The sequence below is a fragment of the Streptomyces sp. NPDC001220 genome, assembly GCF_053597895.1.
This window is the reverse complement of the sequence record NZ_JBSFJE010000007.1, coordinates 150,732-164,290: the sequence shown is the minus strand read 5'-3', so window position 1 is coordinate 164,290 and position 13,559 is coordinate 150,732. Positions and strand designations below refer to the sequence as shown.

Genomic DNA, 13,559 nt, shown 5'->3' with positions numbered 1-13,559 from the left:
ATCGGTTCCCAGTGATCCACCCGCCCCCCATACTCGAAAGGTGACCGACACCGAGCCGCCGGCCTACGACGCGATCGTGTTGGCCGGCGGCGCAGCGAGACGCCTCGGCGGGGCCGACAAACCCTCCGTCCAAGTAGGCGGCCGTCCCCTGCTCGACCGTGTGCTCACGGCCTGTGCCGGCGCCCGCGACACCGTCGTGGTGGCGGCGCCCCGCCCCACCTCCCGGCCCGTGCGCTGGACCCGCGAGGACCCTCCGGGCGGCGGCCCGGTCGCCGCCCTCGACGCCGGCCTGCGCCACACCACCGCCGACCGTGCGGTCGTACTCTCCGCGGATCTCCCGTTCCTCGAACAGGCGACCGTGGAGCGGCTGCTGACGGCCCTGCACAGCACCGGCGCCGACGCCGCCCTGCTCACCGACGCGGAGGGCCGGGACCAGCCCCTTGTCGCGGCGTACCGCACGGCACCGCTCCGCCGCGCCCTGTCCGCCCTCGCCGAAGACGCCGGCGCCGGCCACGACGACAGCACCACCCACGGCGGCGGTAGCCATGACGACAGTGCCACCTATGGCGGCGGTAGCCATGACGACAGCGCCACCTATGGCGGCGGTAGCCACGGCGGTGACAGCGAGGCACTCGGCCGTGCGGCCCCCGGCGGCCGCGCGGGCCCCGGCGGCCGCGCGGGCCCCGGCGGCCGCGCGGGCCCCGGCCTCGCCGGTCTCCCCCTGCGGCGCCTGACCGCCGCACTCGATCTCACCCGCGTCCCGGACCCCCTCGCGTCCTTCGACTGCGACACCTGGGACGACATCGCCGACGCCAGGGCACGCATCAGGGAGCATGGGCACGTGTTGGATGAATGGATCTCCGCAGTCAAGGACGAGCTGGGCATCGACCTGGACGTCGACACCGGCGTCCTGCTCGACCTGGCCCGGGACGCCGCGCACGGCGTGGCGCGCCCGGCCGCCCCGCTGACCACGTTCCTCGTCGGCTACGCGGCCGCGCAGGGCAAGGGGGGCCCCGAGGCGGTCGCCGAGGCGGCCCGCAAGGCCGTCGCGCTGGCCCTGCGCTGGGAGGAAGAGGCGAACGCCGCCGAACAGTCCGCTTCCGGGAAGCCCGCTCCCGGCTCCGGGCCCGGCCGGTGACCGCCCGCGGCATCCGGGTCGGCGCGTCCGCCGGGGACACGGACGACGATCTCGACGTCGAGGAGGCGCTCGCCCTCGTGAGAGAGCCCAGGGAGCCCAGGGAGTTCGGCAAGGGGGCCACCGGCAGCCAGGCGCTTCCGGCCGCCGCCCAGAGCGAGCACGCCCAGGGCGGCCACGCCCACGGCGACCCGTCGGCGCACCAGCACCGTGCCACCCCCTGGCCTCAGGCCCGCGAGATCGCCGCCCGCGCCGCCCGCTCGGGCGCCCGCCGGGCCCCCGTCTCCGTACCGCTGGCGGACGCGCTCGGCCTGGCCCTGGCCACCCCGCTGGACGCCCTCACCGACCTGCCCTCCTTCGACACCTCCGCGATGGACGGCTGGGCGGTGGCGGGCCCCGGCCCCTGGGACGTGCGCGAGGAGGGCGTCCTGGCCGGGCATGCGCAGCCCGAGCCGCTCACCGACGGCGAAGCGGTACGGATCGCCACCGGCGCCCGGATCCCGGCCGACACCACCGCGGTGCTGCGCAGCGAACATGGCCGTATCGACGCCCAGGGCCGGCTGCACCCCACCCGTGAGGTCGTGCACGGGCAGGACATCCGCCCGCGCGGCCAGGAGTGCCGTAGCGGCGACCAGTTGCTGTCCGTCGGGACCCTGGTCACCCCGGCCGTCCTCGGCCTCGCCGCGGCCGCCGGCTACGACGACGTCACGGTCGTCCCACGCCCCCGGGCCGAAGTCCTGATCCTCGGGGACGAGTTGCTCACCGAAGGGCTGCCGAGCGAAGGACGCATCCGGGACGCGCTCGGCCCGATGCTGCCGCCCTGGCTGCGCGCGCTCGGCGCCGAGGTGACCGCCGTACGCCGGCTCGGCGACGACGCCAAGGCCCTGTACAAGGCGATCACGTCGTCCGGCGCCGACCTGGTCGTCACCACCGGCGGCACCGCGTCCGGCCCGGTCGACCATGTCCACTCCACCCTGGAACGCATCGGGGCGGAACTCCTCGTCGACGGCGTCAAGGTCCGCCCCGGCCACCCCATGCTGCTGGCCCGCACCCAGCAGAACCAGCACCTCGTGGGTCTCCCCGGCAACCCCCTCGCCGCCGTCTCCGGCCTGCTCACCCTCGCCGAACCCCTGCTGCGCACCCTCGCCGCCCACCCGGCTCCCGAGCCGTACGCGGTACCCCTGGCGGAAGCGACGCACGGACACCCGTACGACACCCGGCTCATCCCGGTCGTCCTGCGCGGTGACGCGGCCGTTCCGCTGCACTACAACGGCCCGGCGATGCTCCGTGGCATCGCCGCCGCCGACGCACTCGCGGTCGTACCGCCGGGCGGGGCGCGGCAGGGCCAGGAGACGGAACTGCTGGATCTGCCATGGGCGGCCGCGGGCATCGAGGTGTGTTTCACGTGAAACTTCCGGGCCATGACGCCATCGCCCGCCAGGCGGACGAGCATCTGGTGACCCAACGGGTGAAACTCCCGTCGAAGGTGGTGGAGCGCCCGATCCGCCAGGTCAGCAAACGGCTGTCACTGGCCCTGCTGTTGCTGGTCGCCACCGCGTTCATCGTCTATGCCGACCGCGACGGCTACAACGACACCTCGGACGGCAGCGTCGACCTCCTCGACGCCTTCTACTACGCGACCGTCACCCTCTCCACCACCGGGTACGGCGACATCACCCCGGTCAGTGACGCCGCCCGGCTCACCAACATCTTCGTCATCACGCCGCTGCGCGTGCTGTTCCTGATCATCCTGGTCGGCACCACGCTCGAAGTCCTCACCGAACGCACCCGGGAGGAATGGCGCCAGAACCGCTGGAGGTCCGCCTTGCGGGATCACACCGTCGTCGTCGGCTTCGGGACGAAGGGGCGGTCGGCGATCCAGACCGTCTGCGCGACGGGGCTCAACACGGAGCAGGTGGTCGTCGTCGACCCCAGCGCCAAGGCGATCGAGGCGGCCACCGCCGAGGGCTACGCCGGCGTGATCGGGGACGCGACGCGCAGCGAGGTGCTCAAGCGGGCCGAGGTGCACCGGGCCCGGCAGATCATCATCGCGACCCAGCGGGACGACACGGCCGTCCTGGTGACCCTGACCGCCCGGCAGCTCAACAAGGGCGCGAAGATCGTGGCCGCGGTCCGTGAGGAGGAGAACGCGCCGCTGCTGAAGCAGTCGGGCGCCGACGCCGTCATCACCAGCGCGAGCGCCGCCGGGCGGCTGCTGGGGCTGTCCGTGCTGAGTCCGGCCGCCGGCATGGTCATGGAGGACCTGATCCAGCAGGGCACCGGCCTGGACCTGGTGGAGCGCCCGGCGGTCAAGGCCGAGGTCGGCAAGACCCCGCGCGAGACGGCCGACCTGGTGGTGAGCGTCCTCCGCGGACACCGGGTGCTCGGCTACGACGACCCGGCCGTCGGCACCATCCAGCTGACGGACCGCCTGATCACGATCGTGCGGGCCTCCCCGGGCACCCAGGTCGCCCCGGACATACGACCGTTGCCCCGGGCCTGACCGGGACACACGACCGCTGCCCCGGGCCTGACCGGGGCACACGACCGCTGCCCCGGGCCTGACCGGGGCACACGACCGCTGCCCCGGGCCTGACCCGGACACATGACGGCTGCCGCGGGTCGACCGCGACATACCGCCGTTTCCCCGGGACATACGACCGTTGTCCCGGACCTGACCGGGAGCGCGGCCGGGCGGGGGGTAGCGTCGGCCGCATGTATGCGATCACGATTCCCGAACCTGGTGGGCCCGAGGCGCTGGTGTGGGACGAGGTCCCCGATCCCGTGCCCGGCGAGGGCGAGGTGCTGGTCGAGGTGGTGGCCAGTGCCGTCAACCGTGCCGACATCCTGCAGCGGCAGGGCAACTACAACCCGCCGCCCGGCGCTTCCGCCTATCCCGGTCTGGAGTGCTCCGGCCGGATCGTCGAGGTCGGCCCCGGTGTCTCCGGCTGGTCGGTCGGCGACGAGGTGTGCGCCCTGCTCGCGGGTGGCGGCTACGCGCAGAAGGTCGCCGTCCCGGCCGGGCAGCTGCTGCCGGTGCCGGCGGGCGTGGACCTGAAGCAGGCGGCGGCGCTGCCCGAGGTGGCCTGCACGGTCTGGTCGAACGTCTTCATGATCTCCCACCTGCGCCCGGGTGAGACGCTGCTCGTGCACGGCGGCTCCAGCGGCATCGGCACCATGGCGATCCAGCTGGGCAAGTCGATCGGGGCCAAGGTCGCGGTCACCGCGGGCACCAAGGAGAAGCTGGACTTCTGTGCGGAGCTGGGCGCGGACATCCTCGTCAACTACCGCGACCAGGACTTCGTCGCCGAGGTGCGGCGCGCCACCGACGGTGCCGGGGCCGACGTCATCCTCGACAACATGGGCGCCAGCTACCTGGACCGGAACGTGCGGGCCCTCGCCGTCAACGGACGGCTCGCGATCATCGGTATGCAGGGCGGGGTGCAGGGCGAGCTGAACATCGGTGCGCTGCTCGGCAAGCGGGCCGCGATCAGCGCGACCTCGCTGCGGGCCCGTCCGCTCGGCGAGAAGGCGGCCATCGTCGCGGCCGTGCGGGAGCATGTCTGGCCGTTGATCGAGGGCGGCCACGTCCGGCCGGTCGTCGACCGGGAGCTGCCGATGGCCGAGGCGGCCGAGGCCCAGCGCCTGGTGGAGGCCAGCGGTCACATCGGCAAGGTCCTCCTCGTGGCTTCCTGACCAGGAACTAGCTCCGCCGCACCCGGAGGGCGACGAAGGCGAGACCGAGCCCGAGGCCGATCAGGACCAGGCCGCTGCCCAGCGGAAGGATGTGCAGCACGGGCTCGGAGCCGTCGTCCTCGCTGTGGGCCACGGCCTGGTGGGCGGGGGGCGGCTGGGGTGCGCTGGGCACCAGCTCGACATCCCGGGGCGGCTGCGCCGAGGTGGCGGCCGGGCTGGCGTCACCCGTCTCCTCGCCGGGCTCGTCCTCGTCCTCGTTCCCGTTCTCGTCCTCGTCCTGCCCCTGGACGGCCGCCGCCGGGCCCTGGGGCCGTCCGGGCCGCAGCCTGCCCTCACCGGCCAGGGTTCCGGCCCGGGACGGCTCGGGGGAGGCCGAGGCGTCTGAGGAGTCCGAGGACACCGGCTCGGGACCATGGACGACCACGGGCTCGGGGTCGTACGCGACGGCCGTGCCGTACGGCAGCAGGACCGTCGCGAGGACGAGCAGCAGGCGTACCGGCGCGAGCCGTACGCCGCCGAGGGTGGATCGCGGCCTTGGAGTCACGTCGGTGACCTCCTGGAACACAGTCGTCAGAGCCGACGGACACCAGCCTCACATTCACCGACAAGACCGGCATTTCTGATTCGGCCGATGGGTCTAAGCCCGTCAGGGGCGGCTCGGAAAGGTGGATCAGGCTCAACGGGGGGCACCACGGTGGTGAGGTGTACGGGTGCGAGAGAATGGCGGCATGGAGATGCCGAGGAACGAACGGTCGCCCGAGAACCCGCAGATCCTGGTCGTGGGCCAGGACGGGATGGCACTCGGTGGCGGCAACGGGGACGAGGACTCCCGCGAGATCCCGGTGACGGAGATGGTGGAACAGCCCGCCAAGGTCATGCGGATCGGCAGCATGATCAAGCAGCTCCTGGAGGAGGTGCGCGCGGCTCCTCTCGACGAGGCCAGCCGGGTCCGGCTCAAGGAGATCCATGCCAGCTCCGTGAAGGAGCTGGAGGACGGTCTGGCGCCGGAGCTGGTGGAGGAGCTGGAGCGGCTCTCGCTGCCCTTCACCGACGACGTGACCCCGACCGACGCGGAACTGCGCATCGCGCAGGCCCAGTTGGTGGGCTGGCTGGAGGGCCTCTTCCACGGGATCCAGACGACGCTGTTCGCCCAGCAGATGGCCGCCCGTGCCCAGCTGGAGCAGATGCGCCGGGCGCTGCCGCCGGGCGTCGGCGACGCGGGCGAGGAACACGGACCGGCCGGCCGCTCCGGCGGACCGTACCTCTAGGACCACCGAGCAGGACGGCGAAGGGCCCGGCGGTGTCACCGCCGGGCCCTCACTACTGGGTCTACCGGGTACTACCGCGCCGCTGCCTCAGCCGGTGGGCGGGTTGCCCGTCGACACCTTGAGCTCGATGGTCGGCATGTTCTCGGGGTCGACGTCCGTGCCGGAGGCCGGGAACTGCTCCATGATCGTGCCGTCGCCGTACGTGTTCTCGTCCTCGGAAGTGATCTTCATCCGCCAGCCGGCGGCCTGGAAGCACTCCTTGACCGACTTGATGTACTTGAACTTGAAGTCCGGGACCTGGATCTTGTCGGCGTCGTCGTACGACTCCTGCGGCTCGGTGCACTCGGACTTCTCTATGGTCTTCGCGGTGTCCGGGCCGCGGTAGCCCGATGTGTGCGAGGCCCCGGTGCTCGCGGTGCCGCCACCGCTGCCGCCTCCGCCGTTGTCGTCCTCGCCGCCGCCGCCGTTCAGCGCCAGCGCGACGACCAGACCGATCACCGCGACCAGCGAGACCACGATCGACCCGATGACCACCGGCCGGTTGCCCTTGCCCCCACCACCGCCGGAGGACGGCGACTGGGGGGTGATGTTGTACGGCGGCGGGGTCGTCGGCGCCTGCTGGGGGTACCCGGCCGGCGTCTGGTAGCCCGCCTGCTGCGGATAGCCGTACGCCGGAGCGGGAGCCGGGGTGCCGTACGGGTTCGGGGTGGGCATCGGCTGGTACGGGGTCTGCACCGGCCCGGGAGGCGCCGGTGCCGCCTGGTCGACCGGCGGGAACACCGCGGAGCCGACCCCGGAGCCGCTCTGCGTGGGCGGGATGCCCGGGACGATGCTGGGCGCGGCAGGCTGGAGCGAGGCGGCGATCCGCAGGCACTCGTCGCGCATGGACTCGGCGGTCGGGAAGCGCTCGTTCGGGTTCTTTTTCAGGGCGCGGGCGACCAGCGCGTCCACGGCCGGGGGAAGCGCGCGGTTGACCGAGGAGGGAGCGACCGGCTCCTCCTGGACATGCGCGTAGGCGATGGCCAGCGGCGAGTCCGCGTCGAACGGCAGCCGACCGGTGACCAGCTGGAACAGCATGATGCCGACCGAGTAGAGGTCGGAGCGGGCGTCCACGCCCCGGCCGAGCGCCTGCTCCGGGGAGAGGTACTGCGGGGTGCCGACGACCATGCCGGTCTGCGTCATCGAGGTGACCCCGGACTGCATGGCACGGGCGATGCCGAAGTCCATCACCTTGACGACCCCGCGCTTGGTCATCATCACGTTGCCGGGCTTGATGTCGCGGTGGACCAGCCCCATCTCGTGGCTGATCTCCAGCGCGGCCAGTACGTCGGCGGTGATCTTCAGGGCCTTGTCGGCGGGCATCGCGCCGTGCCGCGTCACGTCCTCGTCGAGCACCGAGCCGAGCGGGCGGCCCTCGACGTACTCCATGACGATGTACGGCATGGTCGAGCCGTCGAGCTCTTCTTCCCCGGTGTCGAAGACGGAGACGATGTTGGTGTGCGTGAGCTTGGCCACTGCCTGGGCCTCGCGGCGGAAGCGCTCGCGGAAGGCCTGTTCCCGGCCGAGTTCGGTGTGCAGGGTCTTGATCGCGACCTGCCGGTCCAGGACCGAGTCGTACGCCAGGTGTACGGAGGCCATACCGCCCGCGCCGAGCAGGTCGCGCAGTTGGTAGCGGCCACCGGCCAGAGCCCGCCCCGCGTAACGGCCGTGTGCGCCGTCCTGGCTCATTTTCCCCGTCCCCCGCCGGGCGCTCAGGCACCCTTGTTGATCGAATGTCCCATTCCTGGTCAAGTTCCGGGCCAAGTCTGCCCGAGGGCACTGACACGTCAAGCGCGGTGCCCGTTCCGTGACCGTACGCGAAAGAAGAGGCGCGGAAGCGTTACAGCTGCCGTACCTCCGGTACACGGAATTTGCACGGCAACGCGGGGTACGGGTTTGATGGCCGGTCCGTCCACGGGCCGGAACCCGGACCTGGGGGTTGCGCGGAGGCTGTAGCGTGGCCGACGGAGACCGTGACAACACCGCGCGTACCGCGGGCAGAAACGACGGCGAGGACCGATGGCACAGACGCACAGCGCCCAGGGCCCGTCCGACCCCGAGGCGACTGGCGGCGGCATGTCAGAGACGCCGGAGATGTGGGGCAACGGCGGCCTGGTCGGCGACGGCCGTTACCGGCTCACCCACCGGCTCGGCCGGGGCGGCATGGCCGAGGTGTTCGCCGCCGAGGACGTACGGCTCGGCCGGACCGTGGCCGTCAAGCTGCTGCGCGCCGATCTCGCCGAGGACCCGGTCTCCAAGGCCCGTTTCACCCGCGAGGCACAGTCGGTCGCCGGGCTCAACCACCACGCGATCGTGGCGGTGTACGACTCCGGCGAGGACGTCGTCGGCGGCCAGTCGGTGCCGTACATCGTGATGGAGCTGGTCGAGGGCCGCACCATCCGCGACCTGCTGATCAACGCCGAGGCGCCGGGCCCCGAGCAGGCCCTGATCATCACGTCCGGGGTGCTGGAGGCGCTGGCCTACTCGCACCAGCACGGCATCGTGCACCGTGACATCAAGCCCGCCAACGTGATCATCACCCACAACGGCGCGGTCAAGGTGATGGACTTCGGCATCGCCCGCGCCCTGCACGGTGCGTCCACGACGATGACGCAGACCGGCATGGTCATGGGCACCCCCCAGTACCTCTCCCCGGAGCAGGCGCTCGGCAAGGCCGTCGACCACCGTTCCGACCTGTACGCCACCGGCTGTCTGCTGTACGAGCTCCTCTCGCTGCGGCCGCCCTTCATCGGCGAGACCCCGCTGTCGGTGGTCTACCAGCACGTCCAGGACATCCCGGTGCCGCCGTCCCAGACCTCCGAGGGCGTCGCCCCGCCGGAGCTGGACGGCCTCGTCATGCGCTCGCTCGCCAAGGAGCCCGACGACCGCTTCCAGACCGCCGAGGAGATGCGCGGGCTGGTCCAGTACGGCCTGCAGATGCTGTACGACCAGGGCGCCCACACCGGCACCTGGAACACCGGCCCGGTCACCGTGCACGACGGCCGGCACGCCGCGGCAGGCGGTTTCGCCGGCACGTCGGTGATGCAGAACCCGATGGACTCCAACGGGACCTCGCAGATCCCGCAGCCGATCCTGCCGTCCGGCTACGGCGGCGGTGACGACGGCGGCTTCGAGGGCCACGGCAACCGGGGCAGCGGTCGCGGCAAGCTGTGGATCCTGGCCGTCTTCGCGGTGATCGCCATCGCGGCGGGCGTCGCGCTGGCGCTGAACAAGGGCGGCGGCCACGGCGGTGACCCGGGCACGTCGACGTCGCCGAGCATCTCGCACTCCACCAAGGACGAGACGCCCAGCGAGAGCCCCTCCGACAAGGCCACCGACACCGCCACGGACACGGAGACCGACACCAGCGGCTCGGGCAACAACGACAACTCCCACTACACGCCGTCGGAGACCCCGTCGTACACCCAGTCCCAGACGGAGAGCACCGACCCGACCGACGAGCCCTCGGACACGGCGAGCGCCTCCCAGCCCACCGACACCGCGAGTTCCCCCGAGACGGACCCCACCGAGTCGACGGGCACGGACGGCGGCGGCGGGAACACGGACGCGGGTTCCGTCGCCGGCACCGGCCTGGGCAACCCCTGAAGGACACCGACGCCTCTGCGGGGCTGAGCGCCGGTGCCGGCGGTCCTCACCGGACGAACGCGTCGCACACCGCGTCGTACTCGCTGGTCCACCACACGGCCAGCGCCGAGGCGGCCGGGAACTGCGAGTCCGCGCGGGTGTCACCGCGCTCGTAGTGCCAGCGCAGCATCCAGAAGTCGTTGAGCCGTTCCCACCACACGCGGTGCACGGCCGCCGCCAGCTCCGAGGGCGTGGCGCCGGCCGCGCGCCGGTACGCGCGCGCGTACGCCCGCACCTTCGGCAGGTCGAGCGCCCCCGCCGGGCGCACGAAGAAGATCGCGGCGGCGCGCACGGCCTCCTCCGCGCGGGGCTGCACGCCCAGCCGGTCCCAGTCGACGATCGCGGCGGGCGCGTCGTCCTTGTAGAGCAGGTTGAACGGGTGGAAGTCGCCGTGCACCCAGCCCACCGAGGCGCCGCGCGGGGGGCGCCGGCCGGCGTGCTGCTCCAGGAGGGCGCGGCGTTCGAGCAGCCGGTGGCGGGCGAGTTCGTCGAAGGCGTCGGCGGGGCGGTGCCGGCTGACGTGGGCGAGCAGGTCGTCGATGAGCGCGAAGGTGTCGGCGGGGTCGGCGCTCTCGACGGGATGGGGGCTTGTGGCCGGGCGCGTGCGCCCCTTGGGAGGCATCACGCGCTCCAGGCAGGCGTGCACGGCGCCCAGGAGCGCACCGAGCCGCGCGCACTCCCCGTGCGTGAGCTGCCCGCCGTGCCGGTGCCTGCCGTCGATCCAGGGGTGCAGCGCGTAGGCGTGGCCGCCGACGACGGCGACCGTCCGGCCCTCGCGGTGGGCCAGCGGCGGGGCGACCGGGACGCCGAGGGCGGCCAGGCGCTGGGTGGCCAGGTGGCGGCGCTCGATGGCGGCCGGGTCGGCGGTGTCGGGGTCGAAGTGGTGTTTGAGGAAGTAACGGCCGTGGGTGGTGCGGACGCGGTAGCCGCGGTTGAGCAGGCCCTGTTCCACGGGTTCGCAGGTGAGCGCGGAACCGGCGGCGTACAGCCGGAGCAGGGCGCCCAGAGGGGGCGCGTGGGGCACTGGGGGTGGTACACATGGGCGCGGCACGCGGCAGATGCTAGGGCAACGCCTGGGCCTGTGAGCTGGGGATTGTCGCAGGCAGTCGCTGTTGGTCGCTTTCGGTCACCTGGTGGACGGTGACGGACCCGGGTGTACTGGCCGGGTGCACGGGAACGAACGGTTCGACGCGCGCGGCGGGCGGAGCGGAGCCGGGGAGGGCGCGCTCGGTGAGAGCCGGCGAACTCTTCCCGTGGCCCGGTGCGGCGGGATAACGTGCGGTAGCTCCGGCCCGCCTGCAAGGCTCTGACCAGCGACCTTCCGGCCCCTGTCGACTTACTAGGAAACCCAAGCAAAAAGTACTTGGATTTCCAAGCAAAATCGCAGGTCAGGAGGGGTTTCACAGAAATGTGGAGCACTGGGTAACGTGCACCTTGCAGGACGCTCGCCGGGGCACCTGTCACGCCTGTTCCCGTCCGAGTGGCACCCACCCCGTGCCACCGGTGCCGGAAGCAGGTGAGCCGCACTGGTTCACCCGGCAACCCCGGGGGCCGGACCGACGGAGGAGCACACGTGACCGTGGACAGCAGTGCCGCGAGCCAACCGCGACGCAGCGCCGCAGGCAAAGCCGGGACCACCGGCAGAAAGACCGGCACCAAGCGCACCACCCGCGCCACCACGCATCGCACCACCACGAAGAAGAGCACCGATCCCGAACTCGTGCAGTTGCTGACGCCCGAGGGCAAGCGGGTCAAGAACGCCGAGTACGACGCGTACGTCGCCGGGATCACCCCCGAAGAAATGCGCGGGCTGTACCGCGACATGGTGCTCACCCGCCGCTTCGACGCCGAGGCCACCGCCCTGCAGCGCCAGGGCGAGCTGGGCCTGTGGGCGTCCCTGCTCGGCCAGGAGGCCGCCCAGATCGGCTCCGGGCGCGCCACCCGCGAGGACGACTACGTCTTCCCGACCTACCGCGAGCACGGCGTGGCCTGGTGCCGCGGGGTCGACCCGACCAACCTGCTGGGCATGTTCCGCGGCGTCAACCACGGCGGCTGGGACCCCAACAGCAACAACTTCCACCTCTACACGATCGTCATCGGCTCCCAGACGCTGCACGCCACCGGCTACGCCATGGGCGTCGCCAAGGACGGCGCGGACTCGGCGGTCATCGCCTACTTCGGTGACGGCGCCTCCAGCCAGGGCGACGTCGCTGAATCGTTCACCTTCGCCGCGGTCTACAACGCCCCGGTGGTGTTCTTCTGCCAGAACAACCAGTGGGCGATCTCCGAGCCGACCGAGAAGCAGACCCGCGTCCCGCTGTACCAGCGCGCCCAGGGCTTCGGCTTCCCCGGCGTCCGCGTGGACGGCAACGACGTGCTGGCCTGCCTCGCGGTCACCAAGTGGGCGCTGGAGCGCGCCCGCAGCGGCGAGGGTCCGACGCTGGTCGAGGCGTACACCTACCGGATGGGCGCCCACACCACCTCCGACGACCCGACCAAGTACCGGGCCGACGAGGAGCGCGAGGCCTGGGAGGCCAAGGACCCGATCCTGCGCCTTCGCCGGTACCTGGAGGCCTCAAACCACGCGGACGAGGGATTTTTCGCGGAACTCGAAGCCGAGTCCGAGGCGTTGGGCAGGCGAGTGCGCGAAGCGGTCCGCGCCATGCCGGACCCGGACAACTTCGCCATGTTCGAGCATGTGTACGCGGACGGGCACGCGCTCGTCGACGAGGAACGAGCCCAGTTCGCCGCCTACCAGGCGTCGTTCGCGGACGTAGAGGGGGCCTGACCATGGCAGCGGAGAAGATGGCTCTGGCCAAGGCGATCAACGAGTCGCTGCGCCGCGCCCTGGAGGCCGACCCCAAGGTCCTCGTCATGGGCGAGGACGTCGGCAAGCTCGGCGGCGTCTTCCGGGTCACCGACGGCCTGCAGAAGGACTTCGGCGAGAGCCGCGTCATCGACACCCCCCTCGCGGAGTCCGGCATCGTCGGCACCGCGATCGGCCTCGCCCTGCGCGGCTACCGCCCGGTGGTGGAGATCCAGTTCGACGGCTTCGTCTTCCCGGCGTACGACCAGATCGTCACCCAGCTCGCGAAGATGCACGCCCGCTCGCTGGGCAAGGTGAAGATGCCGGTCGTCGTGCGTATCCCCTACGGCGGCGGCATCGGCGCGGTCGAGCACCACTCGGAGTCCCCCGAGGCGCTGTTCGCGCACGTGGCGGGCCTGAAGATCGTCTCCCCGTCCAACTCCTCGGACGCCTACTGGATGATGCAACAGGCCATCCAGAGCGACGACCCGGTGATCTTCTTCGAGCCCAAGCGCCGCTACTGGGACAAGGGCGAGGTCAACACGGAGGCCATCCCCGGCCCGCTGCACAAGGCGCGGGTGGTCCGCGAGGGCACCGACCTCACCCTGGCCGCCTACGGCCCGATGGTGAAGCTCTGCCAGGAGGTCGCCGACGCGGCCGCCGAGGAGGGCAGGTCCCTGGAGGTCCTGGACCTGCGGTCCGTCTCCCCGCTGGACTTCGACTCCATCCAGGCCTCGGTCGAGAAGACCCGCCGCCTGGTCGTGGTCCACGAGGCACCGGTGTTCTTCGGCTCGGGCGCGGAGATCGCCGCCCGTATCACCGAACGCTGCTTCTACCACCTGGAGGCCCCGGTGCTCCGGGTGGGCGGCTACCACGCCCCCTACCCGCCGGCCCGCCTGGAGGAGGAGTACCTTCCGGGCCTTGACCGGGTGCTCGACGCCGTCGACCGTGCCCTGGCGTACTGAGGAGA

At 72.0% G+C, this 13,559-nt stretch carries 11 protein-coding genes; 8 read left to right on the top strand and 3 right to left on the bottom strand.

The window, feature by feature from the left end:
- The first annotated feature begins 40 nt into the window (after positions 1 to 40).
- The 4 genes from ACWDGI_RS18685 to ACWDGI_RS18670 all read left to right on the top strand — a co-directional run bounded on the left by ACWDGI_RS18685 (position 41) and on the right by ACWDGI_RS18670 (position 4,831).
- Positions 41 to 1,138 (top strand): NTP transferase domain-containing protein, encoded by a 1,098-nt coding sequence (locus ACWDGI_RS18685; protein WP_450760318.1) that lies wholly within the window; start codon positions 41 to 43, stop codon positions 1,136 to 1,138.
- Positions 1,135 to 2,544: a molybdopterin molybdotransferase MoeA gene (locus ACWDGI_RS18680; protein WP_450760316.1), complete on the top strand. Its 1,410-nt coding sequence runs from the start codon at positions 1,135 to 1,137 to the stop codon at positions 2,542 to 2,544. Before ACWDGI_RS18685 ends, ACWDGI_RS18680 begins: the two co-directional genes overlap by 4 nt.
- A complete protein-coding gene (locus ACWDGI_RS18675) occupies positions 2,541 to 3,638 on the top strand; it encodes a potassium channel family protein (RefSeq protein WP_450760314.1) in 1,098 nt (365 codons plus the stop codon). Before ACWDGI_RS18680 ends, ACWDGI_RS18675 begins: the two co-directional genes overlap by 4 nt.
- 212 nt (positions 3,639 to 3,850) lie before the next feature.
- Positions 3,851 to 4,831, top strand: coding sequence for an NAD(P)H-quinone oxidoreductase (locus ACWDGI_RS18670; RefSeq protein WP_450760310.1), 981 nt, complete (start codon positions 3,851 to 3,853; stop codon positions 4,829 to 4,831).
- A gap of 7 nt (positions 4,832 to 4,838) precedes the next feature.
- Here ACWDGI_RS18670 and ACWDGI_RS18665 read toward each other — a convergent pair whose 3' ends face one another.
- Positions 4,839 to 5,375: a hypothetical protein gene (locus tag ACWDGI_RS18665; protein ID WP_450760308.1), complete on the bottom strand. Its 537-nt coding sequence runs from the start codon at positions 5,373 to 5,375 to the stop codon at positions 4,839 to 4,841.
- 184 nt (positions 5,376 to 5,559) lie between these two features.
- On the opposite strand from ACWDGI_RS18665, the gene ACWDGI_RS18660 reads away from it, so the two are divergent.
- A complete protein-coding gene (locus ACWDGI_RS18660) occupies positions 5,560 to 6,099 on the top strand; it encodes a bacterial proteasome activator family protein (protein WP_360480622.1) in 540 nt (179 codons plus the stop codon).
- Positions 6,100 to 6,186: 87 nt separating this feature from the next.
- Here ACWDGI_RS18660 and ACWDGI_RS18655 read toward each other — a convergent pair whose 3' ends face one another.
- Positions 6,187 to 7,827 (bottom strand): protein kinase domain-containing protein, encoded by a 1,641-nt coding sequence (locus tag ACWDGI_RS18655; RefSeq protein WP_450760306.1) that lies wholly within the window; start codon positions 7,825 to 7,827, stop codon positions 6,187 to 6,189.
- Between the two features lie 330 nt (positions 7,828 to 8,157).
- Between ACWDGI_RS18655 and ACWDGI_RS18650 the strand changes: the two genes are divergently transcribed.
- Positions 8,158 to 9,744: a protein kinase domain-containing protein gene (locus tag ACWDGI_RS18650; RefSeq protein ID WP_450760304.1), complete on the top strand. Its 1,587-nt coding sequence runs from the start codon at positions 8,158 to 8,160 to the stop codon at positions 9,742 to 9,744.
- A gap of 46 nt (positions 9,745 to 9,790) precedes the next feature.
- Here ACWDGI_RS18650 and ACWDGI_RS18645 read toward each other — a convergent pair whose 3' ends face one another.
- Positions 9,791 to 10,807 (bottom strand): phosphotransferase, encoded by a 1,017-nt coding sequence (locus ACWDGI_RS18645; protein WP_450760302.1) that lies wholly within the window; start codon positions 10,805 to 10,807, stop codon positions 9,791 to 9,793.
- 549 nt (positions 10,808 to 11,356) lie between these two features.
- Here ACWDGI_RS18645 and pdhA point away from each other — a divergent pair.
- Both pdhA and ACWDGI_RS18635 read left to right on the top strand, forming a co-directional pair.
- The gene (gene pdhA, locus ACWDGI_RS18640) at positions 11,357 to 12,571 is read left to right on the top strand and encodes a pyruvate dehydrogenase (acetyl-transferring) E1 component subunit alpha (RefSeq protein ID WP_450760301.1); all 1,215 of its coding nucleotides are present in this window, start codon (positions 11,357 to 11,359) and stop codon (positions 12,569 to 12,571) included.
- Between the two features lie 2 nt (positions 12,572 to 12,573).
- A complete protein-coding gene (locus ACWDGI_RS18635; protein WP_450760299.1) occupies positions 12,574 to 13,554 on the top strand; it encodes an alpha-ketoacid dehydrogenase subunit beta in 981 nt (326 codons plus the stop codon).
- Positions 13,555 to 13,559 lie beyond the last annotated feature (5 nt).